18 protein-coding genes are annotated in these 25,203 nt (G+C 73.3%); 7 read left to right on the top strand and 11 right to left on the bottom strand.

Going from position 1 to position 25,203, the window contains the following annotated elements; all coding sequences use genetic code 11:
- Positions 1 to 151: 151 nt before the first annotated feature.
- From ABD979_RS14700 to ABD979_RS14680, 5 genes are all read right to left on the bottom strand, one after another.
- Positions 152 to 976, bottom strand: coding sequence for a DUF1028 domain-containing protein (locus tag ABD979_RS14700; protein ID WP_345508233.1), 825 nt, complete (start codon positions 974 to 976; stop codon positions 152 to 154).
- Between the two features lie 16 nt (positions 977 to 992).
- Positions 993 to 1,544, bottom strand: a complete 552-nt coding sequence (gene hpt, locus ABD979_RS14695) for a hypoxanthine phosphoribosyltransferase (RefSeq protein ID WP_345508232.1) — start codon at positions 1,542 to 1,544, stop codon at positions 993 to 995.
- Between the two features lie 106 nt (positions 1,545 to 1,650).
- Positions 1,651 to 2,649: a tRNA lysidine(34) synthetase TilS gene (tilS, locus tag ABD979_RS14690; RefSeq protein WP_345508231.1), complete on the bottom strand. Its 999-nt coding sequence runs from the start codon at positions 2,647 to 2,649 to the stop codon at positions 1,651 to 1,653.
- A 21-nt stretch (positions 2,650 to 2,670) separates the two neighbouring features.
- The gene (locus tag ABD979_RS14685; RefSeq protein WP_345508230.1) at positions 2,671 to 3,786 is read right to left on the bottom strand and encodes a zinc-dependent metalloprotease; all 1,116 of its coding nucleotides are present in this window, start codon (positions 3,784 to 3,786) and stop codon (positions 2,671 to 2,673) included.
- A 126-nt stretch (positions 3,787 to 3,912) separates the two neighbouring features.
- A complete protein-coding gene (locus tag ABD979_RS14680; RefSeq protein ID WP_345508229.1) occupies positions 3,913 to 5,367 on the bottom strand; it encodes a D-alanyl-D-alanine carboxypeptidase/D-alanyl-D-alanine-endopeptidase in 1,455 nt (484 codons plus the stop codon).
- Between the two features lie 162 nt (positions 5,368 to 5,529).
- Here ABD979_RS14680 and ABD979_RS14675 point away from each other — a divergent pair, with 162 nt between their 5' ends.
- Positions 5,530 to 6,048, top strand: a complete 519-nt coding sequence (locus ABD979_RS14675; protein WP_345508228.1) for an inorganic diphosphatase — start codon at positions 5,530 to 5,532, stop codon at positions 6,046 to 6,048.
- A gap of 107 nt (positions 6,049 to 6,155) precedes the next feature.
- Here the strand turns inward: ABD979_RS14675 and ABD979_RS14670 are convergent, their stop codons facing one another.
- Positions 6,156 to 7,640 (bottom strand): MFS transporter, encoded by a 1,485-nt coding sequence (locus ABD979_RS14670; RefSeq protein WP_345508227.1) that lies wholly within the window; start codon positions 7,638 to 7,640, stop codon positions 6,156 to 6,158.
- A gap of 8 nt (positions 7,641 to 7,648) precedes the next feature.
- The gene (locus ABD979_RS14665; RefSeq protein ID WP_345508226.1) at positions 7,649 to 7,855 is read right to left on the bottom strand and encodes a hypothetical protein; all 207 of its coding nucleotides are present in this window, start codon (positions 7,853 to 7,855) and stop codon (positions 7,649 to 7,651) included.
- Between the two features lie 231 nt (positions 7,856 to 8,086).
- On the opposite strand from ABD979_RS14665, the gene ABD979_RS14660 reads away from it, so the two are divergent.
- From ABD979_RS14660 to ABD979_RS14645, 4 genes are all read left to right on the top strand, one after another.
- Entirely contained in the window at positions 8,087 to 8,635 is a 549-nt protein-coding gene (locus ABD979_RS14660) for a TetR/AcrR family transcriptional regulator (RefSeq protein ID WP_345508225.1), read from the top strand.
- A 17-nt stretch (positions 8,636 to 8,652) separates the two neighbouring features.
- Positions 8,653 to 9,588 (top strand): LLM class F420-dependent oxidoreductase, encoded by a 936-nt coding sequence (locus ABD979_RS14655; protein WP_345508224.1) that lies wholly within the window; start codon positions 8,653 to 8,655, stop codon positions 9,586 to 9,588.
- 84 nt (positions 9,589 to 9,672) lie between these two features.
- Positions 9,673 to 10,131 carry a MarR family winged helix-turn-helix transcriptional regulator gene (locus ABD979_RS14650; protein ID WP_345508223.1) on the top strand — a complete coding sequence of 153 codons (459 nt, stop codon included), beginning with the start codon at positions 9,673 to 9,675 and terminating at the stop codon, positions 10,129 to 10,131.
- Positions 10,128 to 11,354, top strand: coding sequence for an MFS transporter (locus tag ABD979_RS14645; RefSeq protein WP_345508222.1), 1,227 nt, complete (start codon positions 10,128 to 10,130; stop codon positions 11,352 to 11,354). Before ABD979_RS14650 ends, ABD979_RS14645 begins: the two co-directional genes overlap by 4 nt.
- Before the next feature lie 255 nt (positions 11,355 to 11,609).
- On the opposite strand, the gene ABD979_RS14640 is transcribed toward ABD979_RS14645, so the two are convergent.
- Entirely contained in the window at positions 11,610 to 12,941 is a 1,332-nt protein-coding gene (locus ABD979_RS14640) for an MFS transporter (protein WP_345508221.1), read from the bottom strand.
- Positions 12,942 to 12,958: 17 nt separating this feature from the next.
- Positions 12,959 to 14,407, bottom strand: coding sequence for an NAD-dependent malic enzyme (locus tag ABD979_RS14635; protein WP_345508220.1), 1,449 nt, complete (start codon positions 14,405 to 14,407; stop codon positions 12,959 to 12,961).
- 206 nt (positions 14,408 to 14,613) lie between these two features.
- Between ABD979_RS14635 and ABD979_RS14630 the strand changes: the two genes are divergently transcribed.
- Both ABD979_RS14630 and ABD979_RS14625 read left to right on the top strand, forming a co-directional pair.
- Positions 14,614 to 17,061 carry an HAD-IC family P-type ATPase gene (locus tag ABD979_RS14630; RefSeq protein WP_345508219.1) on the top strand — a complete coding sequence of 816 codons (2,448 nt, stop codon included), beginning with the start codon at positions 14,614 to 14,616 and terminating at the stop codon, positions 17,059 to 17,061.
- Positions 17,062 to 17,191: 130 nt separating this feature from the next.
- Complete coding sequence (locus tag ABD979_RS14625) at positions 17,192 to 18,430, top strand: MFS transporter (protein ID WP_345508218.1); 1,239 nt, start codon at positions 17,192 to 17,194, stop codon at positions 18,428 to 18,430.
- Between the two features lie 126 nt (positions 18,431 to 18,556).
- On the opposite strand, the gene ABD979_RS14620 is transcribed toward ABD979_RS14625, so the two are convergent.
- Together ABD979_RS14620 and ABD979_RS14615 are read right to left on the bottom strand one after the other, a co-directional pair.
- Complete coding sequence (locus tag ABD979_RS14620; RefSeq protein ID WP_345508217.1) at positions 18,557 to 23,866, bottom strand: peroxidase family protein; 5,310 nt, start codon at positions 23,864 to 23,866, stop codon at positions 18,557 to 18,559.
- A gap of 227 nt (positions 23,867 to 24,093) precedes the next feature.
- On the bottom strand, positions 24,094 to 25,101 hold the full coding sequence (locus tag ABD979_RS14615) for an AfsR/SARP family transcriptional regulator (protein WP_345508216.1): 1,008 nt from the start codon (positions 25,099 to 25,101) through the stop codon (positions 24,094 to 24,096).
- Positions 25,102 to 25,203: the final 102 nt, after the last annotated feature.

Below are 25,203 nucleotides of genomic sequence, written 5' to 3'. Positions count from 1 at the left end.
AGGCCCCGGTCCTCCTGCTCGTCCGGTGAGTTGATCCACCGGCACAACGTCCGGTGGACCACCAGTGTTCCGCATGCGACGCGCCGGTGACCAACCAGTCCGTCGAACCTTCGCCGAACCTGCGCGCGAGTCGGCTCCTGGACCGGCGCCCTCAGGCGGTGGCCTCCCGCAGCGCCTCGAGCACCCGCGCGTCGATGCCGTCGGGGCTCAGGCGCGCCTCGTAGTTGGCGTGGCCGGCCCAGTCGGCGAGGGCGACCGCGAGGTCGCGGCCCTCGAAGCCGAGCCGGGCCAGGCGGTCGCGCACCTCCCCGGCGAGCTCCCCCGTGAGGGGCTCGACGTCCTCGGGGCGACCGAAGAACATCTCCCACTCGGCGAGCAGCCGGCCGAGCTCGGTGACGGGGTCGGCGTGGTCGTCGACGCGGAGGTCGGCGAGCACGCCGCACGTGTCGTAGCCCGACCCGGGCTCGACGGCGTAGAGGGCCGCGCTCTGGCGTCCGCGCGAGTCGCCGCCCGCACCGTCGCCGGCCGCGAGCGCGGCGAGCAGCCGCCGCGCGAACGGGGCGCCCGCGCTGTCGCGCCAGGCCCGCTCCATCGCCTCGACGACGTCGGGCCCGGTGAGGATGTTGCCCTGGATGGCGTATGCCGTGTCGCCGTCGTCGCGCGCGACGCCGCCCGCCCACGCGTTGCACTCCGAGCCGGTGACGGTGGCCGCGGAGGCGGGGCCGACGACGCCGACCTGGCGCGTCTCGCGGCCCTCGTCGAGCGCGGTCGCGGCGGCGAGCGCGGCGTCCGCGGTCTCCCCTGCGGCGAGCCGGTCGAGCAGCTCGTCGCGGTAGGCGACCCGGGCGTAGGACTGCGTGGCGACGGCGCCCACGCCGAGGCGGGCGTCGGGCACGACGGCGCCGACCGCGAGGAACTTGCTCGCGACGGCGACGCCGAAGGCCTCGCCCTGGCGCGCGACGATGGAGAAGGTCACGGCAGCGCCCCCGGCGTCAGGCGTAGACGTGCGGGGCGAGGGTGCCGACGCAGCGCAGGTTGCGGTACTTCTCGGCGTAGTCGAGGCCGTAGCCGACGACGAACTCGTTGGGGATGTCGAAGCCGACGTACCGCACGGGGATGTCGACCTTGACGACGTCGGGCTTGCGCAGCAGCGTGCAGATCTCGACCGAGGCCGGGTTGCGCGACTCGAGGTTCGACTTGATCCACGAGAGCGTCAGGCCGGAGTCGATGATGTCCTCGACGATGAGCACGTGGCGGCCGCTGATGTCGGTGTCGAGGTCCTTGAGGATGCGCACGACGCCCGAGCTCTTCGTGCCGGAGCCGTAGGACGAGACCGCCATCCAGTCCATCGGGGCCGTGCCGGGCAGCGCCCGCATGAGGTCGGCCATGACGACGACGGCACCCTTGAGCACCCCGACGAGCAGGAAGTCCTTGCCCTCGTAGTCCTTCCAGATGTCGGCGGCGAGCTCGGCGAGCCGGGCCTGGATCTGCTCCTCGGTGTAGAGGACCTGCGCCAGGTCGTCTCCCATGTGCTCGTGGTCCACGAAGGCTCCTCGGTGTCGTGCGGTGCGGGTCGTGCGGGGCGGCTCCATTCAACCGCACGCGCGTGGACGGCGTCCCCGGCGGGGAGACCTCAGGCGAGGGAGCCCCTCAGGCGATGGCGCTCTCGCGCAGCGGGCGGAAGACGATCGCACCACGCGTGCGCGCGACGGCGATGCCGCCGGGCACGTGGAGCGGCCCCTGGCCGTGCCACGAGGTCAGCAGCGCGTCGAGCGACTCGACGTGGGCCGCGCTGACGTCGGCGAGCGGTGCGCCGGCCTCGGCGGCCAGCAGCCGCCACACCCGGGTGCGGATGGCGCGGGGCAGCTCCGCGAGCGCCCCGAGGTCGACGCCGTCGCCGTCCGGGCCGGCCGGGAGGCCCGCGCGAGCCGACACCGCGAGGGTCTCGAGGTAGTCGGCGTCCTCGCGCAGCAGGTCGGCGCTGCGGGCGAGGGCGGCCCCGAAGCCCGGCCCGAGGTCGGACTCGAGGGTCGCGAGCAGCCGCCGCGCGCGCACCCGGCGGAAGGAGTCGTCGCTGTTGTGCGGGTCGACCCAGGGCTCGATGCCGTATGCCGCGCAGGCCGCGAGCGTCGTGGCGCGCGGCAGGGCGAGCAGCGGGCGCACGAAGCGGTCGCGACGCACCGGCATACCGCTGAGGGAGCGGGCTCCCGAGCCCCGCGAGAGGCCGAGCAGCACCTGCTCGGCCTGGTCGTCGCGGGTGTGGCCGATGAGGACCACGGCGGCCCCCACGCGGCCCGCCACCTCCTCGATGGCGGCGTAGCGCGCCGTGCGGGCGTCGGCCTCGAGGCCCGCGCCGCTCGTGCGGACGTCGGCCCGCACCACCTCGACGGGGTCGAGGCCGATCTCGCGGCAGAGGGCACCGGCCTCCTCGGCGACCTCGGCGGAGCGCTCCTGCAGGCCGTGGTCGACGACGACGGCACCCGCGCGCACGCCCGCTCGCGGCGCCTCGAAGGCGAGGGCCGCGGCGAGCGCGAGGGAGTCGGGGCCGCCCGAGCAGGCGACGAGCACGACGCCGCCCTCGGGCACGTCGACGAGGTGCTCGCGCACCGCGAGCCGGGTCGCGGCGACGGCGGGGTCGGGACCGGGCATGTCTGCTGGACCTCGCACGGCTCAGCCGTGGACCCGGCGCACCCAGGCGCCCGGGTCGACGATCTCGGCGGCTCGGGGCAGGTTCTCGGGCGAGGACCACACGGCGTTGAAGCCGTCGCGGCCCACCGCGTCGGTGACCGCCCGGACGAAGGCGGCCCCGTCGCGGTACTGCCGCATCTTGGCCTCGAGCCCGAGCAGCTTGCGCAGCAGCCGGTCGACGCCGACCGAACCGGTGCGCCGCTGGTCGAACTTGCGGCGGATCTCGTCGACCGTCGGGATGACCCGGGGGCCGACGTCGTCCATGACGACGTCGGCGTGGCCCTCGAGGAGCGACATGACCGCGGTGAGCTCGGCGATCCGGGTCTTCTGCTCCGGCGTCGCGAAGAGCTGGCCGAGCCCCTCGCCCGAGGAGAGGACGTCGGGCAGGTTGCGGGTCAGCTGCTCCAGCCGCCGGCCGAGGTCCTCGGAGGTCGGCGCGAGGTCGACGGCGAGCGACTGCGTGCGCTCGACGAGGTGGTCGCGCAGCCAGGGCACGGCGGTGAACTGCACGCGGTGGGTCTCCTCGTGCATCGCGACCCACCGGCGGAAGTCGGTCGGGTCGACCGCGAGCCGGCGCTCCGTCGCGACGATGTTCGGCGCGACGAGGAGCAGGCGGGGCGTGCCGCCGGGCGCGAGGTCGTACTGGCCCAGCACCTTGCTCGAGAGGAACGCGAGCAGGCCGCCCATCTCGGCGCCGGTCACCTTGCCGCCGATGGCGGCAGCCGCCGCGCTCGGCGTGGACTTCGAGGTGCTGAGCTTGTCGACGACCGGGTCGAGCAGCGCCCGGAACGAGTCGACGTTGGCGTCGATCCACCCCGGCCGGTCGACGACGAGGGGCGCCGGCGCGTCGTCGGGCGCGACGAGGGCGCTCGTCTCCGCGACGGGTGCGACGGCGGCGGCCGCGGCCGCCCGGAGGTCGGCGACGATGGCGGCCGCCTCGTCACCGGTGACCTGCGGCCCGGGGCTGACGACCGTGCGGCCGGCCTTCTTGGCGAAGTCGTAGTCGACGTAGGCGGCCCGGCCACGGGATCCCCCCGCAGCTGCCCGGCCGGTCGGCCGGTCCGTCGCCAGAGGGGTCGGGACGGTGGTGTCGGTCATGCCAGCCCTTTCCGTGCCGCGCCGTGACGACGTCGACGTCGTGGGTGTGCGGTCGGTCGGCCGGGCCCGCGGTCGACGGCGCTCCCTGTCGCGAACGCCGACCACCCCGAGCGGCCCACCGGCCCGTCAGCGACAGCCGCAGGAGGCGATCGCCGCTACGAAACGGTCCAACGCCGCCCGCGCGTCGTTGGTTCCCGTCCCGGCGACCATACCCACGAAGACGAGCAGGCGACCGTCGTCGTCGACGACGCTGCCCGCCAGCGCGTTGGCCCCCGTCAGGGTGCCGGTCTTGGCCCGCGCGCGGCCGGCGGCGTCGTGCTGCGCCCCCGTGAACCGGGTGGCCAGGGTGCCGGTGAGCCCGCCGATCGGCAGGCCGTCGAGCGCCCGGCGCAGCACCGGGTGCGCCCCGTCGTAGCCGAGCACGAGCACGTCGGAGAGCAGCGTGGCGCGCACCCGGTTCTCCCGCGAGAGCCCGCTCGCGTCGACGAGCCGCAGCCCGGTCGTGTCGAGCCCCAGCGCGCGCACCTCGGCGACGACCCAGCCGCCCACGGCGGCGAAGTCAGTGCCGGCGCCCGAGCGGAAGGCCGCCTGCCGGGCGAGGATCTCGGTGAGCGCGTTGTCGCTGTCGGTGAGGGCGAGGGCCAGCTGGTCGCGCACCGGTGCCGACTCGACGCTGCCGAGCACGGGACCGGCCGCGGCCGCACCGCCCGTCGGGCTCTCGTCGCGGGGCTCCGTCTCCACCGCGACGCCGAGCGCCTCGAGCTGCGTGGCGAAGGCCGTGCGCGCCGCCGCGACGGGGTCGGCCGGCCCCGGCGAGCCGCCGTGCGCCCGCTGGGTCGAGAGGCCGAGCATCGCCACCGCGCCGGTGATGCCGCTGCTGCGGAACGACGACGACCACGTGGGTGCCGTCGTCGGCCCGGGGGCATACGTCTCGTCGACGGCGAGCATGACCCGTTGCACCCCGGCCGCCTCCAGCTTGGTGGCCACCTGCCGCGCGAGGTCGCGCAGCCCGGCATGGCCCGCGACCGCCTCCGGGTCGCCCGAGCCGGGGGCGAGCAGGGAGTCGCCGCCGGCCACGAGCACGATCCGGTCGGGCGCGGCGCCCTGTCGCACCACGGTCCGCAGCACGTCGCCCGGGGCGAACGCCTTGCCGATGGCCGCGGCCGAGAGCAGCTTCGTCGTCGACGCGGGGATGCGCAGCTCGTCGCCGCCCTGGTCGAGCAGCACCCGGCCGCTCTGCCCGTCGCGCACGACGAGCGCGGCGTCACCGAGGGCGGGGAGGTCGCGCACCGCGGCGAGGGCGCGCTGCACCCCGGCCGGCGACGCCCCCTCGGCCTCGCCGGCGAGCGCCGGGAGCGGCGCCGCGGCCGAGGTCGGCGGACTCGGCTGCGCCACGCTCGGTGCCGTGCGGGGCGCGACGGTCTCGGTGGGCGCGGGCGGCGGCAGCGGCCGCGTCGTCAGCACACCGGGCACCGCGTCGGCGACGTCGAGCACGGCATACGCCAGCACGAGGGCCCCCACCGCACCGAGCCCGACGAGGCGCCGGCCGGGTGCCGCACGTCGCCGCTCCGCTGCCGCCACGCTTCCCACCCCTGTCCGCCGTCCGCCGCGGTTTCGCGCGAGGACCGCCGTTGCTGACACACTGTCGCGGACGATTCTGTCAGCCGCAGGCGCGTGCCCCGGCACCCGAGCGCAGCGACCGCGCCCGGACGAGCGCCCGAAGACCGTGAAGAAGGGGAAGACGTGGAGTTCGACGTCACCATCGAGATCCCGCGCGGACAGCGCAACAAGTACGAGGTCGACCACGAGACCGGTCGGATCCGCCTCGACCGCTACCTCTTCACGCCGATGGCCTACCCCGCCGACTACGGCTACATCGAGGACTCGCTCGGCGAGGACGGCGACCCCCTGGACGCGCTCGTGCTGCTGCCCGAGCCGCTCTTCCCCGGCGTCGTCGTGGAGGCGCGCCCGATCGGCGTCTTCCACATGACCGACGAGGCCGGCGGCGACGACAAGGTGCTCTGCGTGCCGGTCGACCCGCGCAACGTCGACGTCCAGGACATCGGCGACGTCAACGAGTTCACGCTCAAGGAGATCCAGCACTTCTTCGAGCGCTACAAGGACCTCGAGCCCGGCAAGCACGTCGAGGGCTCCGACTGGGGCAACCGCGAGGCCGCCGAGAAGATCATCGGCGAGGCCCTCGAGCGCGCCAAGAAGCAGGGCACGTCGACGGCCCGCTGGGCCATGCCGCAGGGGCACTGAGCCCGCGCGAGCACTCCTGACCCTCCGTCACCTCACCCGAGGAGGCGGAGGGTCAGCCATGTCGCGAGCGTGAGGACCGCCAACGTCGCCGCCGCGAGCCCCGAGGCTCACGTCAGCCGGCCTCGACGGTGACCGTCTCGCGCGTCGGCTCCGGCCCCGTGCCGGCCCGCGCCGGGCGGGGCCGCAGCCACGAGGGCCGCGACGAGCAGGGTCACCAGGGTGAAGCTCGCCGACGTGAGGAACGCCGGCTCGACGCCGGGAACGAACTGCCCCGGCACCGCCTTCGAGGCGTAGACGCTGACGATCGCAGCCAGCCCCACCGCGCCGCCGAGCTGCTGCGCGGTCTGGAGCAGCCCCGACACGGTGCCCGCCTGGGCCCGGTCGACGCCGCCGAGGACGACGACCGTGACCGGCATGAAGACGAGCGCGGCCGAGACGCCGTTGAGCACGAGCGCACCCAGCAGGTGGCCGGCATACGTGCTCGTCGTCGTGATGCTGCTCAGCCACACGAAGCTCGCCGTGAGCCCCAGCGTGCCGACGAGGAGCATCGGGCGGGGGCCCACCTTCGCGACGAGGCGCGCGCTGACGCGGGACGTCGCGAAGATCGCGAGGCTGAGCGGGAGGAACGCGGCGCCCGTGGCGACGGGGCTGAAGCCGAGGACGAGCTGGAGGTACTGCGTCACGAGGAAGAAGGTCGAGAACTGCGCGCCGACGACGAGCGCCATGAGCACGAGCGCTCCCCCACGCGTCCGGTCGCGCACGAGCGCGAGCGGCAGCAGCGGGGCCGGCACCCGGCTCTCGGTGCGCACGAAGACGGCGAGGAGGGTGGCGCCCAGGGCGAACGACGCGAGCGTCAGTGGCGCCGACCAGCCGCGGTCGGCGGCGCTGATGAAGCCGTGGACGACGGCCACCGAGCCGAGCGTCGCGGTGACCGCGCCGACGACGTCGAAGCGGCCTCGCACGCGCGGGGTCTCCGTGACGAAGCGTCGGGCGAGCACGAGCACGACCGCGCCGATCGGCACGTTGACGAAGAGCGTCCAGTGCCAGCTGACGAAGTCGGTGAGGGCGCCGCCGAGGAGCAGGCCGATGGACGCGCCCGCCGACGAGACCGCCGTGAAGAGCGCGAGGCCGCGGTTGCGCGCGGCCTCGTTCGGGGCGCTCGTCGTCACGAGCGCGAGCACGCTCGGGGCGGCGAGCGCGGCACCGACGCCCTGCAGCGTGCGGGCCGCAATGAGCCACGCGGGTGACGTGGCGAGGCCACCGAGGAGGCTCGCGACGGTGAAGACCGCGAGGCCGATCTCGAAGGCACGCAGCCTCCCGAGCACGTCGCCGAGGCGGCCACCGAGCAGCAGCAGGCCGCCGAAGGCCAGGGTGTAGGCGTTGAGCACCCACGACAGCCCGGCCGGCGTGAAGCCGAGATCGGTCTGGATGTGCGGGAGCGCGACGTTCACGACGGTGGCGTCGAGCACGAGCATGAGCTGGGCGACGAGCACGACGCCGAGGCCGACGGCCCCGCGGCGCGTGGCGCGGTCGGATGCGGACGCCGCGGGTGCCACGGGCGGTCGGGTGGCGGGCGGGGTGGTGGGCGACATGGTCGGCCTCAGGCTTCGTGGTGCTGGAACTGGGGCCGCGTCGCCGGGGCGGTGAACGGGTCGCGGGCCATCGGGGTGAAGGAGGTGGCGCGGGCGCCGTGGGTGGCGCGGGCGCCGTCGGTGCCGCGGGGCACGAGCGGGGCGCGGTGGGTGGTCGCCAGGTGCGACAGGTGGACGCGTCGGGCCTGTCGGGTGGGCTGGATGGTGATGGTCATGGGTGCCGGACTCCTCAATGACGTCGGGCGGCGCTACGATGAGCGGAGAGCCTCTCCGGTTCTGCCTGACCCACAATACGGAGACCGTCTCCGCTTTTGCAAGGAGGATTTCCCGTGACGCCTGCCGCACCCGGCGAGGCGACGCTCGATCCGTCGCCGGAAGCCGTTGGCCCCCAAGGGGATCCAGCCGACGCGCCTGGCCAGGAGAGCACCGGGAGATCGGCTCGGCCGATGCGCGCCGACGCCCGTCGCAACTACGACAAGATCCTCGCGACGGCCCGGATCGTCTTCACCGAGCGCGGCACCGACTCCTCCCTCGACGAGATCGCCAAGCGTGCGGGCGTCGGCGCCGGCACCCTCTACCGACATTTCCCCACCCGCGAGGCGCTCGTCGACGCGCTCATGCAGGACTGGACCGACCGCGTGGCTGCCGACGCCGACACCGCGATCGCCACCGAGGCGCCCGCCCGCGACATGCTGCTCGGCTGGTTCGAGAACTTCGTCGACCACATCACCCTCCACCGCGGCGCGGCGAGCAAGATCTGCGCGGCCATGGACGACCCGGCCTCGCCGATGTACCGCAAGTGCCGGGTCATGGGCGACGCCAACCGCCGCGTCATCGACCACCTCGACGCGACGGGCGAGCTGCGCCCCGGCGTCGACGCCGCCAACGTCATGCGCCTCGTCAGCGGCGTGGCGAGCGTTGCCGACACGAGCCGGGCCGAGCTCGACGTGCGTCCGATGCTCGAGGTCGTCGTCGACGGGATTGTCCGCGCCTGATCCGTCGTTGCACGGGCATGACCGTCGACCTGCGCATCTTCACCGAGCCCCAACAGGGCGCCACCTACGACGACCTCCTCGCCGTCGCACGAGCCAGCGAGGACCTCGGGTTCAGCGGCTTCTTCCGCTCCGACCACTACCTCCACATGGGCGGCGACGGCGGCGTCGGCCCCACCGACGCCTGGACGACCCTCGCCGGCCTCGCCCGTGAAACCTCCACGATCCGGCTCGGGACGCTCGTCACGTCGGCCACCTTCCGCCTGCCCGGGCCGCTCGCCATCCAGGTCGCGGGCGTCGACCAGATGAGCGGCGGCCGCGTCGAGCTCGGGCTGGGCGCGGGCTGGTTCGAGGCCGAGCACACGGCATACGGCATCCCCTTCCCCCCGCTGGGCGAACGCTTCGACCGGCTCGAGGAGCAGCTCGCCGTCATCACCGGCCTGTGGGGCACGCAGCCGGGAGCGACCTTCAGCCACGACGGGACCCACTACCCGGTCACCGACTCCCCCGCGCTCGCCAAGCCCGTGCAGGACGGCGGCGTGCCGATCATCATCGGGGGCGGCGGCAAGCGCCGCACGCCCGCGCTCGCGGTCCGCCACGCCGCCGAGTTCAATGCCGCGTTCTCGTCGGCGGACGCGTCGGGGCGGCTCTTCGAGCGCGTGCGCGACGTGGCCGGGCGCGAGGGACGCGACCCGGCGTCGCTGACGCTCTCGGCCGCGCAGGTCGTCTGCGTCGGCCGCGACGAGGCCACCCTGCGGCGTCGCGCCGACGCCGTCGGGCGCGACCTCGGCGAGCTGCGCGAGGCCGGCCTCGCCGGGTCTCCCGACGAGGTCGTCGAGAAGATCACGACCTTCGAGGCGGTCGGCGCGGAGCGGATCTACCTGCAGGTCCTCGACCTCTCCGACCTCGACCACCTCGCCGACATCGCCGACGGGGTCCTGCGCCAGCTCCCCTGACCCCCGGAGCCCGTCGTCGATGGGGCCCACCCTCGACTTCTCGACTTGATGTACATAGGTTGTCTATGTAAATTGGAGCGAGTGATGGAACCGACCACTCTGGGCAACGAGCTGCTGCGCTCGGCCGCGCGCCTCTCGCGCTGGGCCAGTCGGCACGCCTCGTTCGACGTCCCTTTCGCCCAGGCGCGCCTCCTCGCGCTCCTCGACGAGCTGGGCCCGTCCCGCGTCAGCGTCCTCGCGGCCGCCGATCACAGCAGCCAGCCGACGACCACCAACCAGCTCCAGCGCCTCGAGGCGGCTGGCTGGGTGCACCGCGCGTCCGACCCGGACGACGCGCGTGCCTCGGTGGTCTCCCTCAGCGACGAGGGTCACGCCGCGCTCGAGAGCGTGCGCCGGGCCCGACTGGCCGTCCTGTCCCCCGTCCTCGACCGGCTCGACGGTCCTGCGCTCGACCGCGTCCGCATCGCGGTCGACGTGCTGGACGAGCTGCTCGCCGCGGCGGCGGACGCGCCCCTCCCGAACCCCACCCGAAAGGACGGATGACCACCACCATGTGGCGCCAACCCAAGACCGTATGGTCGATCGCCTTCGCCTGCGTGATCTCCTTCATGGGCATCGGCCTCGTCGACCCCATCCTCAAGCCGATCGCCGACGAGCTCGGCGCCGGCCCCTCGCAGGTCTCGCTGCTCTTCACGAGCTACCTCGCCGTCATGGGCATCGCGATGCTCGGCACCGGCTTCGTCAGCAGCCGGGTCGGCGCCAAGCGGACCCTCCTGCTCGGCCTCGCCCTCATCATCGTCGGGGCGGCCTTCGCCGGCAGCCAGGACACCGTCGGCGGCATCGTCGCCTTCCGCGCCCTCTGGGGCCTCGGCAACGCCCTCTTCATCGCGACGGCCCTCGCGACGATCGTCAACGCGGCCTCCGGGTCGGTCAAGCAGGCCATCATCCTCTACGAGGCCGCGCTCGGCGTCGGCATCGCGACCGGTCCGCTCCTCGGCGGGTGGCTCGGCGGCATCTCGTGGCGCTGGCCGTTCTTCGGCGTCGCCGTGCTCATGGCCGTCGCCTTCATCGCGACCCTGACGACGCTGCCGAAGACCCCGCCGGCCGAGAACCCCACCTCGCTCGCCGCACCGATCCGGGCCCTCGGACACCGCGGCCTGCTGACGGTCGGCATCACGGCCCTGCTCTACAACTTCGGCTTCTTCACGCTGCTCGCCTTCACCCCGTTCCCGCTCGCCATGGGTGCCCACGAGATCGGCTTCATCTTCTTCGGCTGGGGCGTGCTGCTCGCCGTCACCTCCGTGTTCGTGGCCCCGATGGTGCAGCGCCGGTTCGGCACGATGGCCGGCATCGTCGGCGCCCTGGGAGGCTTCGCGGTCATCCTCGCCGTCATGGCGGGCTACACCGAGAACAAGACCGTCCTCGTCGTCGGCACGATCCTCGCCGGTGCCTTCCTCGGCGTGAACAACACCCTCATCACCGAGACGGTCATGAAGGTCGCGCCCGTCGAGCGCGGCGTCGCGTCGGCGGCATACTCCTTCGTCCGCTTCAGCGGCGGTGCCGTCGCCCCGTGGCTCGCCGGCAACCTCGGCGAGACGTCGATCCACCTGCCCTTCTGGGTGGGCTCCGGCGCGGTCGTGCTCGCGATCCTCGTGCTCCTGACGGCGCGACGCATCATCGGCGCCCTCGACGAGGCGCCGGGACACGGCGCCGAGGAGGTCACCTCGCGCACCGAGGCCGAGGCGCTGACGGTCGGCGACGCCTGACCCTCCCCGCGCACCACACCGAGCACGTCACGACCCACCGGGACCCGATCCCGGTGGGTCGTGCGTGTCACGGTGTGGTGCGCAGGAGGTGGGTGGGCCCTCGTGGTCGACCCCGCGCGCACCGCGACGGGGCGGCGACGCCATCTCGTCCACGTCGGACCACGTCGCCATCGCCTCCGCCCGAGCAGGCCGGCCCGCACGACAGGGCCACTCGACGTGCACGCACCCACGAAAGGTGGCCTCTCGACGGTCTCGTCAGTGGAAGGTGACGCTGCGGCCGGCCTGCATGGCGGCATAGGCCTCGGGGTCGGCCTCGAGGGCGGCCCGCCGGGCCTTGCGGCGGTAGCGCAGCACCTGGACGACGCCGAGCGCCCACACCGGGTACTGCACCGTCATCGCGGCCCGGAACGAGTCGACGTCCCACGTCGACGGACCGCCCGGTGACACCCGGTCGAGCACGACACCGACGAGGGCGACGGCGGTCAGCGTGGCGATGAAGCCGCCCGTGTTGACGATGCCCGACGCACTGCCGATGCGGGTCGGCGGGTTGAACGTGCGCGCGAGGTCGAAGCCGATCATCGAGCCGGGACCGCCCACCGCGATGAGCACGACGAGGACGACGAGCAGCCAGAGCGGGGCCCGCCCCGGCCACAGCAGCACGACGGTCCAGGCCGCGATGGCCGCGCCGGCGATCCACAGCACGAGCGTGCTGCGCGAGAACGGGTAGCGCATCGTCAGCGTGCCGATGACCGGGCTCGAGACCACCGACGTGAAGACCATGACCATGAGCAGCACGCTCGCCGTGGACGGCGACAGCCCCTGCCCCGCCACGAGGAACGGGAAGCCCCACAGCATGGTGAACATGTTGGCCGCGAACTGCGACGTGAAGTGCGACCACAGGCCGAGCCGGGTGCCGGGCACGAGCCACGCCGCCCGCAGGGTGCGGGCGATGGCCCGCAGCTTCAGCTCGTCGCGGTGGTGGTCGGCGTACGGGCTGTCCTTGACGACGAGCACGAGCGCGAGGCCGGTCAGCACACCGACCGAGGCCGACACGGCATACGACGGCGTCCACCCGAAGTGGTCGAGCGCGGCGGCGAGGGGGCCGGCCGCCGCGAGGGCGCCGAGCTGGCCGAGCACGCCGGTCAGCTGCGTCACCATCGGCGTGCGCCGCGGCGAGAACCACAGGGCGACGAGGCGCAGCACCGAGATGAAGACCATGGCGTCGCCCATGCCGAGCAGCACCCGGCACGCGAGCGCGGCCGGGAACGAGTCGACGAACGCGAAGCCGAACTGCGCCACCGTGAGCAGCGTCAGGCCGACGCCGAGCAGCTTCTTGCTGCCGTAGCGGTCGAGCAGCGCCCCGACCGGCAGCTGCATGGCCGCGTAGACGAAGACCTGGACGATCGTGAACGTCGACAGCTGCGAGCTGCTGATGCCGAAGCGCTCCGCGGCGTCGAGGCCGGCGACGCCGAGGGAGGTGCGGTGGAAGACGGCGAGGACGTAGACGGCGATCGCCGCCGCCCACACCGCCCACGCGCGCCGGCCGTCGAGCGCGTGGCGCTGCCGGGCTGGGGTCGTGCTCGTCATCCGGTCGCCCGGCTCCTTCAGTTCGCGCCGGTCATCGGGATGCTCTTCTCGGGCGCCTTGGGCACGCAGTCGACGATCGCCTTGGCGACGGTCTTGCTCATGTCGGGCTGGAAGACGCTCGGGATGATGTAGTTCGGGTTGAGCTGCTCGTCGGTGACGACCGACGCGATGGCGGCCGCGGCCTTGATGAGCATCTCGGTCGTCACGTCGGTGGCGCGGGCGTCGAGCAGCCCGCGGAAGACGCCGGGGAAGGCGAGCACGTTGTTGATCTGGTTGGGGTAGTCGCTGCGGCCCGACGCCACGACGGTGGCCCGCTGCGTCGCCTCGTGGATGTCGACCTCGGGGTCGGGGTTGGCGAGCGCGAACACGATGCGCTTCTCGGCCATCTCGTCGATCCAGTCGGGGTGCAGGATGCGGGGCGCGCTGACGCCGATGAAGACGTCGGCGCCCTGGAGGCCGTCGCGGAGCGTGCCGGTGAGGCCGCGCGGGTTCGTCTTGCGGGCGAGCTCGCTCCACGCCGGGGTCAGCGACTCGTCGGCCTGGTTGAGCAGCCCCGGACGGTCGCTGACCGTGACGTCGTGGGCCCCGGCCGCGAGGAGCAGCTGGACGATGGCCGAGCCGGCCGCCCCGCCGCCGGACACGACGATGCGCGCCTCGGGCAACGGCTTGTCGATGATGCGCAGCGCGTTCTGCAGGGCGGCGAGCACGACGATGGCGGTGCCGTGCTGGTCGTCGTGGAAGACGGGGATCGAGAGGCGCTCGCGCAGCTTGGCCTCGATCTCGAAGCAGCGCGGCGCGGCGATGTCCTCGAGGTTGATGCCGCCGAAGCCGGGGGCGATGAGCTCGACGGTGCGCACGATCTCGTCGACGTCGGTGGTGTCGATGCAGATCGGCCACGCGTCGATGTCGGCGAAGCGCTTGAACAGCGCCGCCTTGCCCTCCATGACCGGGAGCGCGGCCATCGGGCCGATGTTGCCGAGACCGAGCACCGCGGAACCGTCGGTGACGACGGCCACCGAGTTGCCCTTGATCGTCAGCTTGGGCACGTCCTCGGGGTGGTCGGCGAGCGCCTGGCTCACGCGGCCGACGCCCGGCGTGTAGGCCATCGCGAGGTCCTGGCGGTTGCGGAGGTTGACCTTGCTCTCGACGCTGATCTTGCCGCCGAGGTGGAGCAGGAAGACGCGGTCGGAGACCTTGTGCACGCGCACGCCCTCGAGCGTCTCGACGGCGGCGACGATCTCGGTCGAGTGCTCGGCGTTGCTCGCGGAGCAGGTGAGGTCGATGACGAGGCGGTCCGGGTGCGAGTCGACGATGTCGAGCGCCGTCGTGATGCCGCCGCTCTCGGCCACCTTGACCGCGAGCGTCCCGATGACCGCGGGATCGGTCCCCGTGTGGATGCGCATCGTGATCGAGTAGGAGGCGGTGGTGGCGCGGGCACGTTGGATCGACTCAGTCACGTCGGCCATCGTCCCACGATCCGAGAAGCGCGCCCGACATGGTCCGCGGACCGATCAGTAACCTTTGTCCGCCCGCTCCCTCCCGCGACCCGCACGCGCCCGCGTCCGGTCGTTCGTCGTCGGCCGTCGGCCGTATGCCGGCCGCCACCCGCGTCGACACCCCCGGTCCGCGCGTGCCCCCGCGGTCGGGGCGTCCGGCATACGACAATGGGCCGGTGACGACACCCGGCGACGCGACCCTGACCCGGCCCGACGGCCTCACGAGCGCCGAGGTGGCCGACCGCGTCGCCCGCGGCGCCGTCAACCGGCTGAGCGAGCGCACCTCGCGCTCCATCGGCGAGATCGTGCGGGCCAACGTGCTGACGCGCTTCAACGCGATCCTCGGCGCGCTCTTCGTGCTCGTCATGGTGACCGGCTCGTTCGCCGACGGACTCTTCGGCATCGTCCTCGTCGTCAACTCCGCCATCGGCATCGTGCAGGAGTACCTCGCCAAGCGGAAGCTCGACCAGCTCGCGCTGCTCAACGCCCCGACGACGCGCGTGCTGCGTGACGGCGAGGTGCGCGTCGTCGCGACGACCGAGGTCGTGCAGGACGACCTCATCGAGCTGCGCACCGGCGACGAGGTGCCGGCCGACGGAGTCCTCATCGCCAGTGCCGGGCTGGAGCTCAACGAGGCCAACCTCACCGGCGAGTCCGACCCGGTGCCACACGCCGAGGGCGACGAGATCATGTCGGGCACCAGCGTCGTCGCCGGGTCGGGCCGCTACCACGCGCAGCAGGTCGGTGCGGACGCCTACGTGAACCGGATCGCCGCTGACGCCAGGAAGTTCACGCGCACACGCTCCGAGATCCAGGAGTCGATCAACACCCTGCTGCGCTACATCACGTGGGTCATCGTCGGCGCCCTGCCGATCGCGATCTGGTCGCAGTGGCGCACGGTCGGCGACCAGGGCTGGCGCGAGGTGGTCATCCGCTCGGCGGCCGGCGTCGTCGGGCTGGTGCCCGAGGGGCTCGTCCTGCTCACGTCGGTCGCCTTCCTCCTGTCGGCCGTGCAACTGACCCGCCGCAACGTCCTCGTGCAGCAGCTGCCCGCCGTCGAGGGGCTCGCGCGCGTCGACGTGGTGTGCCTCGACAAGACCGGGACGCTGACGGCCGGCGAGATCGCCTTCGAGGACGCCCACGCGTTGGAGGGGCAGGACGCCGACGAGATCCGTTGCGCGCTGGGTGCGCTCGCCGACGACCCGAACGCCAACGGCACGCTCACCGCCGTCGCCGCCGTCGTCGGGCCGCCCGGCTGGGAGCGCACGCAGACGATCCCGTTCAACTCCTCGCGCAAGTGGAGCGCGGCCTGCTTCGCCGGCCGGTCCACGTGGGTGCTCGGCGCGCCCGAGGTGCTGCTGGCCGCCGACCCGCAGCCGTCCCCGCCGGAGGTGCTCGACCGGATCCGCGCGCAGGTGGCCGAGCTAGCCGACTCCGGGCGTCGCGTCGTGCTGCTCGCCCGCAGCGAGGCGCACCTCACCGACGCCACCCTCCCGGCCGACCTCACCCCGGCCGCCCTCGTCACCCTGACCGAGCAGGTGCGCCCCGACGCGAAGGACACGCTCGCGTACTTCGCCGAGCAGGACGTCGCGATCAAGGTCATCTCCGGCGACAACCCCGTCACCGTGGCTTCCGTGGGCCGCACCGTCGGGCTCGACGTCGGCGAGCCCGTCGACGCCCGCACCCTGCCCGACGACGAGGACGCCTTGCGCGAGGTGCTCGCCACCCACACGGTCTTCGGCCGCGTGACGCCCGAGCAGAAGCGGGCCTTCGTCCACGCGCTGCAGGCCGACGGCCACGTCGTCGCCATGACCGGCGACGGCGTCAACGACGCGCTCGCGCTCAAGGACGCCGACATCGGGGTCGCCATGGGCAACGGCGCGCAGGCCACGAAGGCCGTGGCCGAGCTCGTCCTGCTCGACGGGAGGTTCTCGCACCTGCCGGACGTGCTCGCCGAGGGGCGCCGCGTCATCGGCAACGTCGAGCGCGTCGCCAACCTCTTCGTCGCGAAGAACGCCATGAGCCTCGTCGCGATCCTCGCGGCCGCGCTCATCGCCGTGCCGTTCCCGTTCCTGCCCCGCCACCTGACGCTCGTGTCGGCCGTCACCATCGGCATCCCCGCCTTCTTCCTCGCGCTCGGGCCGAACCAGCGGCGCTACCTGCCCGGCTTCCTCGGGCGCATCCTGCGCTTCGCCGTGCCCTCGGGAGCAGTGGCGGGCGTCGCCGTCATCACCGCCTACCTGCTCGCCGGCAGCAGCTACGGCGTCCCCCGCGACCAGTTCGCGGACCGGTGCGCCGTCGAGGCCGGGGCGAAGACCGTCACCGACGTGGCGTGCTGGCAGACGGGCAGTGGCGCGACGATCACCCTGCTCACCGTCTTCTTCTGGATCCTCGTCGTGCTGGCCCGGCCCTTCCGGCTCTGGAAGGGCGTCCTCGTCGGCGCCATGGTGGGCCTCGCCGTCGTCGCCTTCGTCTGGCCGTTCGCCGCGCGGTTCTTTAACCTCGACGCCCCGCTCCCCCTCGTGTGGCAGTCGCTCGCGATCGGCGCCGCGGGCGCCGCGGTCGTCGAGGTCGTCTACCGACTCTCGCCGTCGGTCCGGCAGGCGCACCACCTCCGCGACTGAGCCGGCTGTCACGGGGGCGCCCCGACGACGCCGTACACTGGAGGTGCACAGGGATCCGGCGTGGCCTGATGGGCGGGTAGGCGCGCACCCGACGTCGCGTACCCCGCGACCAGATCCGGAGCCGCCCCCCGTGTCACCCATCGACTCGTACCGCCACCTCTTCGGCCTCACCGGCCGCACCTACATCGTCGTGGCCTTCCTCGCCCGGCTGCCGCTCGCCATGAGCCAGCTCGGCACCCTGCTGCTCGTCTCGTCGGCGACCGGCAGCTACGGCGCCGGGGGCTTCTGCGCGGGAGCGCTCGCCGTCGCGAACGCCGCGGGCGCCACCTTCTGGGGCGCGCGGGCCGACCGGCTGGGCCAGCGCCGCGTCGTCGCCTTCCAGTCCCTCGCCGGGGCGGCCGGCCTCGTCGGCATCCTGCTCGTCGTCGGTGCCGGGCTCCCTTGGGGCGTGGCCGCGCTCGTCAGCGCGGTCGCGGGCCTGCTGCTGCCGCAGATCGGCCCGCTCGCGCGCGTGCGCTGGCGGCCGATCACCTCCGAGACCGGCTCGCGCCAGCACCGGCTCGTCGACGCCGCGTTCTCCTACGAGGGCGCCGCGGACGAGGCCTCCTTCGTGCTCGGCCCGGCCCTGGTCGGGCTGGGTGTCTCGGTCGCCGACCCGTCGGTCGCCCTCGCGCTCGCGGCCGTCGCCCTCGCCGTGTTCGGCACGTGGTTCGCGCTGCACGAGACGGCCGTCGTGACGCACGCCGCGACGTCGGACCGGACCGGGGTCGTCGGTCGCCTGCTCACCCCCGCGCTCGTCGTGCTGTGCGCGGCGCAGCTGCTCGTCGGCACCGTCTTCGGGTCGGTGCAGACCGGCACCTCGGTGCTCGCGACCGCCGCCGGCTCCCCCGGCCTCACCGGCTACTTCCACGCCCTCCTCGGCATCGGCAGCGTGCTCGCCGGCCTGGCGGTCGCCGCGCTGCCCGCCACGATCGCGCTCCCCGTGCGGCTGCGTTGGTTCGCGGTCGGCCTGCTCGTGCTCTCGGCGCCCCTGCTGCTCGTCGGGTCGCTGCTCGGCCTCGTGCCGGTGCTGCTCGTGCTCGGGTGCACCGTCGCGCCCTACATGATCACGACCTTCACCCTCGCCGAGCGCGTCACGCCGCCCTCGCGCACCGGGGCCGCCATGACGGTGCTCGCCGCCTCGACCGGGCTCGGCTACGCGCTCGGGGCGGCGCTGGCCGGCCGCCTCGCCGACTGGGGTGGCCACACGCCGGCGTATGCCGTCACGGTCGGTGCCGGGGCGGCCGCGGTGCTCGTGTCGTGGGGCTTCCGCCGGCTGCTCGGGCGCGCCCAGGCCCGGCCGCTCGAGGCCGGGCCGGCGCCGGCCTGACCCTCGCCCGGCCGTCCGTGCCGGCCGTGTCCAGCTCCTGCGGGGCGAGTCGCCGCCCGTGTCCCGACCCTGGCGGGCCGGGACACGGGCGGGGGTGTCACCGTGGGGTGGGCTGCGGCGTGCGGCCTACCTCGCGTTGAGCGGTGCCGACCGCGCGGACGCGGCTCCCGTGCCGACACCGTTCGTGGCGGTGACGTCGAAGGTGAACGGCCCCACCGTGGTGAAGGTGAAGGTGCGGTTGCGGATCGTCGAGCCGACCACCACCGTCTGCACCGCCGTGCCGGAGGAGTTGTACGCCGTGACCGTGTAGGCGGTGATGGCGTTGCCTCCGGTGACGGCGGGCGGCGTCCACGCCACCGCCAGCGTGAGGGCTCCTCCGACCGCGCCCTGCGTCACCGCACCCAGCACCGGCGCGTCCGGCACCGTGGCCGGCGTGACGACGTTCGACGCGGTCGAGTAGGCGCCGAGACCGACGGCCGTGCGGGCCGCCACCCGGAAGGTGTAGGTCGTCCCGTTCGCCAGGCCACCGATCGTCGCGGACGGCGTCGACCCCGTGAGGGGGTCGGTGCGCACGACCACGCCGGCCACCCGCACCTGGACCGACCAGCCGGTGATCGGCGAGCCGCCGTTGGCCGGAGCGGTCCAGCTGAGGTCGACCGTGCCGTTGCCACGCACGGCGACGACCGACGTCGGCGTGCCCGGCAGCCCGGCGGGGGTCACCGCGTTCGACGCGGCCGACAACGGGCCGGCCCCGAAGAGGTTCACGGCGCGCACCTGGAGGGTGTAGGCCGTGCCGTTGACCAGTCCGGTCACGGTCCCGCTGAGGGCGGTGCGCGCGATGCCGGTGCGGGTCACGACGGGCGCGGTGCCCGACGTCGGGGTGGCCACGATCTCGAAGCCGGTGACGGGCGGGCCACCGTTGGCGACCGGTCCGGTCCAGCTCACCGTCGCCGACCCGGTGGCGGTGGCCGCGGCCGAGGCCGTGGCGGTGCCGACGGTCGGGGCGGCCGGCACCTTGACCTGCACCGTCGCGTCGCTGAACTTCAGCGCCTCGACGTTGCGCACGGTGTCGGTGCCGTCGCTCAGCCGCTGGCCGACGACGTTGGCGCCGGTCTGGCTCACGACGACGCCAGCAGCCGTGCTGCCGCTCGCGGCGACCGGGGTGATCGTGTAGTTCGCCCGCGGGCCGGTGAAGACGACCACGTCGCAGTTGACCGAGGTCGGCGTCGCCGTGAACGGGGCCGTCGTCCCGCAGTCACCCGGTGCCGTCACCGACGAGGAGATCGTGCGGACGGCCACGAGGTTGCCCGGGTCGACCAGTCCGGCGAAGACCGCCTGCTGGAGCGTCATGCCGGTCGTGCCGGGCCCGAAGTTGCCCGAGACCGCCCTGTTCTCCATGAGGTCGGTGCTGCCGATCTCGGTGGCGGGGTCGGCCGGGTTCGTGCGGACGCTGATCCGCACGGTCAGGGCGCGGTCGCCGTCGATGATCTCGTCGCCGGCACGCCCCTCGAGGGTGTCGTTGCCGCCACCGCCGAGGAGGATGTCGCCCTCACCCCAGACCGGTCCGCTCAGCGGGCAGACGCCGGAGGCGGAGAGCGCCGCCACGGCGGCGGACGTGCCCTGCCACTGCGCGACGGGAGGCAGGATCGCCGACAGCCCGCCGATCCGGGCCATGCCGGCCTGGTCGATGGCGTCGCAGCCCGTGAAGCCGCCGGTGGTGCCGTCGATGAGGCGTGGCGTGGCGAGGACGCCGTCGGTGCCCTTGATGGTGTCGTTGAACGGCGTGCCGGAGTCGGCCTCGACCTCCTGCCAGCGGTCGCGGTTGACGACGAGCTGGATCGGCAGGCCGCCCAGGTTGTTGTTGACCATCATGTCGTCGTTCTGGGCCACGGTGTTGTACTGACCGATCGCCCAGTCGAAGCCGCCCGCGCCGGCGTTCCGGTCGACCGCGGCGTTCTGCGCCATGACGTCGTCGCCACCCTCGGCGTCGTAGTCGTTCTCACCGACCTGACCGACGAAGATGTCGTTGCCCGGTGCCGACTCCGCGGGGTCGTCGAAGAACGGTGCACCGTGGTCGCCCTGGAGCAGGTCCTGCCCCGAGCCGCCCTGGATCCAGTCGTCGCCGCCGTCGCCGAAGACGGCGTCGGCGCCCTGGCCGGCGATGACGAAGTCGTTGCCGGGACCGGCGAACGTCTCGTTGTCGTTGGCACCGCCGTTGATGAAGTCCTGGCCCTCGTTGCCCATCGGGATGTCGTCCCCGGGACCGGCGTCGATGGCGTCGTTGCCCGGGCCACCCTTGGGCACGTCGGCGCCGTCGAGGTCGGTGATGATGTCGTTGCCGTCGCCACCCAGGGCGATGTCGTCGCCGCCCTGACCGTCGATGACGTCGTTGCCGGGACCGCCCCAGAAGGTGTCGTTGTCGTTGCCGCCCTTGACGCGGTCGACACCGGAGGTGCCGTTGTAGACGGCCTGGCCGTTGATGCCCGGGACGTCGACGGTGTTGCGCTGCCGGTAGGCGATGGTGCCGTCGGGCGACCGGACGAGCAGCAGGCTCTCGTTGCAGTCCTCGGTGGCCGGGTCGTCGGCGACCGTGGAGCCGAGCGCCGTGTAGTCGGCGGCGGTGCCCTTGAGGGCCGAGAGCTGGAACTTGCAGTCGGCCGTCGCGAAGACGTCGGCCTTGAGCGTGTTCGTGCCGTCGGTGTTGCGCTGGATCATCTCGGAGAAGCTGTTGCCCTCGAGCTGGGTGCGCAGGTTCATGCCGGGGGTCCGGTTGAGGTAGTAGAACCGGTCACCGTCCTGCAGCTTCTCCATCTGCGTCTGGAAGACGTAGTTGAAGGTCGAGCCGAGCAGGCCGCCGAAGAGGTTCGTCACCTCGGCGAGGCCACCGACCCAGAGGTCGACGTCGTCGACGCCCGTCGTCGTCCGCCCGGCGGCGTCGGCCCAGGCTGCGTTGCCGAACATGAAGTCGGCGGCGTCGGCCGGCTGCACGTCGGCCGGGATGTCGTCGGCCGTGCCGAGCACGTTGTCCGGCCCGGCCTGGACGGGCCGGGCGTCGACGATGGCCCGGGCCGCGTCACGCCGGCCCTTGAGGGTCGTCTGGCTCGTGATGCTGGGGTGCTGGCCGTAGGCGGCCACGAAGTTGACGAGCGACTCCGGGTGCTTGAGGTGCTGACCGAAGTCCTGCCAGCTCGTGTACGGCGCGAGCTGCCCGTCGTTCGTGTCGGCGAAGACCGCGCGGCGGAACTCGTTGAGCCGCGGCACCCCCGCGTCACGCGCTCGCGTCATGTTGAGCGAGGCGAGGTCGAGCGGCAGCCCGAGCAGGTTGTTGCGCAGCGTCTCGGTCACGAACTCGTCGAGCTCGTTGCCCACCTGGTCCGACGAGCCCATGACGATGGCGCCGGCCGCCTCCTGCGGGGTGTAGACCGGGTGCGCCGGGTCGACGGCGTTGTCGTAGAACGCCGGCGGGTTGAGGAAGGCGTCGAGCAGCTTGAGGTGGTTGTCCACCTTCGAGCCGTCGGCCCTCGTCGACACCCGGGCGACGTCGTCGTCGAGCATCGAGTGACCGAACCGGTAGACGGCGTGGGCGAACTCGGCGTCGATGGCCGGGTTCATGTCGGGCGAGTAGACGTGGAACGGACGGATCGCCGGCACCATCTTGCGACCGAACTCCTCGAAGACGAGGTGCTGGTACTCCATCTCCGTCACGAAGCGCGCGGCCTGGAAGAGGCGGCCGCCGAAGCCGAAGCTGATGTCGGCGCCGTTGAACGGGTGGGCCCCCTGGAAGTCGGCGAGCAGCGCGGCATTCTCGGGCTTGTTCAGCGTGGCGGTGATGTCGGCCACGAGCCGGTCGTGCTCGGAGTGGAACACCTGGTGGATCGTCGACAGGGCGATGTTCTCGTTGCACCGACCGTCACCGCAGGTGAAGTGGGCGTCGAGCATCTCGTCGTCGTAGGTCCCCGCGGGCTGGTGCGCGAAGTCGGCGGACGGCGTGTTGTCGGCGTCCGGGATCGGGGCGACGGGCGCAGTTGCGGGGTTGTGGTCGGTGTCCTGCGGCGACGGGTCGGCGTTGTGCGCGATGTCGGTGAGGAACGGGGTGTCGAAGTAGCGCACGTCGGCCGGCACGGGCACGGTCTCGTCGGCCGCGGTGGCCGGGTCGTCGAGGTGCCCCTCGACGGTGCTGCCGTCCTTGAGGACGTACTGCGGCAGACCGTTCGGGCCGGGGAGGAAGTTGCCGTAGGGGTCGGTGGCGAGCATCGGGATGTTCGTCACGTCGGCGTCGACGAGCCGGAGGCCGAGCAGGTCGTGCGCCTGCTTCTTCGTCGAGGCCCACGTCGAGATGCCGTCACGACCGTCGGGCGAGCCGGCATACGTCTGCCCCGCGGCCAGGCCGCCGAGCAGCCTGCCGGTGGGGACGGGCTTGCCCGCCACCTGCGTGTACTCGCGCAGGAATACCTGGTGCGACGAGTGCGAGGTGTAGGTCTGGCTCTGGTCGACCCAGGGCGAGTCGGTGTTCGTGGCGTCGGTGACGTCGTCGGCCGTGCCGACCTTGCCGTCGGGGCCGGGCTGGTTCTGGGCGCGGGTCAGCACCATGAAGGCCTGGCTCGCGGGCACCTCGTCACCGGTGTTCGCCTTGCCGTCCGCGCCGAGCGTGCGCAGCGGGTCGTCGGCCTTGAGCGGCACGAAGACGGTGCCGCTGCTCTTGACGGTCTGGTCGACGCCGTGGTCGAAGAACTGGCCGAAGAAGGTGAACATCGAGTTGTACGGCGGGGAGAGCCCGACGTCGGTCGTCACGTTGGGGATGAAGAGCGTCTGGTGCGAGGGCACGCAACCGGCCGGGGACGCGTCGACGTTGTTGACCGGGTCGGGGTCGACGGTGCAGGGGAAGAGGCCCGGGTTGCGCTGGGAGCGCACCGGGGCCCCGGCCGCGGCGATCGCGGCAGGGTTGGTCGACGTCTGGTCGACGACGAGGTTGCTCACCGTGCGGGGCTGGGAGTCGAAGACGACGTTGCCCGCGAGCTTCTGCGTGTAGCCGCCGTTGGAGGGCACGGTGCCACTGCCGGGTCCGAAGAAGTCCACGGGGCTGTCCTCCGCGTCGCGGAACGTCGCGGCGGCCAGGCGCGGGAACGGCTGGTCGGCGGCCGCGAAGGTCTCGCGCCCGGAGAAGAGGTTGTTGCAGGACCCGTCGACGGTGCGCAGGCCGTAGGAGGTCAGCCGGTCGGGCACCTGGTCCGGCCCGGGCCCGACGAGCGTGCCGCAGAGGTTCGAGGCGGTCCACGTCGCCGAGTGGCGCTCGGCGATCTTGATCTGCTTGAGGATGAAGGAGAGGTCACCGGCGGTGACGACGAAGCCGTTGCCGGCAGGGGCGACCGCGGCCTGCGTCGCGGTCGTGGGGATGACCATCGCGATCGGGACGACGAAGGCGACGCCCGCCGCCACCCGCCGGAACCGGACGGCCAGGCTCGGCCGCCACGGGGCGCGGCCCCGTGACCGACGGGCGCCGTCGCGGGCCCCGGGTGTGGATCCCCGGGGCAACATGTCGGTGAACCGATTCATTGCACACCTGCCTCATCAGTGGAGTTGGTCCTGCCCACGGTGGTGTGGGCTCCTTCGAAAAACCTTTGGGGCGTTGGGTGCCCGAGTGGCCCCCTGCCATCCGTCCGTCGTCACGCGCTCTCGGTCCGCACGAGCCGCGGGCGGGAGCGCGCCGAGCGCTGCACGAGCGCCGTCAGGGCGCGCCGCGCCTGGTCGGACGAGATGCCGCGCGCGGCTCCCCTCCCCTGCCCGTCCGCGATGGTCGCCGGGCCGGCGGAGAGGTCGTGGTGCAGCCGGACCACGGCCTCGATGAGCTGCTCGAGCTCGTCGGCGCCGCCGTGCGGTCCTGGTGCCGCGTGACCGCCACCGCCGAGGAGCCGGCCGTAGAGCTCCTGGAGCCGGGGCCCGGGCGCGCACCCGAGCTCGTCGGCGAACAACGTGCGGCACCGGCCGTAGGCGCGGAGGCCGTCGGCGTGGTCGCCGCTCAGCTCCTTCGTGTGCAGTAGGGCGTGCCAGGCCGATTCGTCGAACGGGTCGGAGTCGAGGGCGAGCTGCGCCCAGTGCGTGGCGTCGTCGGGCGCGACGTGGGCGACCTTCTCGGCCGCGGCGACGAGCAGCTCGCGTGTGCGTGCCTCGTGCGCGGTGCGGGCGGCAACGAGCCAGTCCGCGGAGCCCTCGTCGGGCACGAGCGGAGCCGTCGCCTCGGACAGCGCCTCGCGCAGCAGCGCGACGGCGTCGTGGGGCGCCGTCGCCGGGTGGAGGGCGCGAGACGCGAGGCGCTCGTCGCGGTCGACGTCGAGGACGAGGCGGTCGCGCTCGATGCGGTAGCCGCCGGCGCGCGTCTCGATGAGGCTGGCCCGGGGGCCCGCCTGCGGCTCCAGACGCTTGCGCAGGACACAGACGTAGGCCTCGATGGTGGCGGCCGCCGTGACGGGCCTCGGCCCGTCCCAGAGCAGCTCGCCGAGACGGTCCTTCGAGACCGGCGCACCGTGCGCCAGCAGGAGCGCGAGCAGCAGCCGACGCGGCTTGACGCCGCCGAGCTGGCGCGGACCCAGCACGACAGGTCCCAGCCGCACGGACAGCTCTCCGCGCAGACGCACCGACGCCGTCGCGGCCACCACCCCCGGGATGGGCGGCACGGCATCGGTGCTCGTTCGATTTCTCGGGCTCACAGGCCCCCCGGCCCTCATGTCCACGCATCGATGCTCGCGTGGTAGGCCCGCGGCGGGCAGCCCCCGGTC

The organism is Terrabacter aeriphilus (assembly GCF_039542985.1).
In the GTDB taxonomy this organism is placed as follows: Bacteria; Actinomycetota; Actinomycetes; order Actinomycetales; family Dermatophilaceae; genus Terrabacter; species Terrabacter aeriphilus.
The sequence above is the reverse complement of the archived record's forward strand: the minus strand, read 5'-3'. Positions and strand labels throughout refer to the sequence as shown.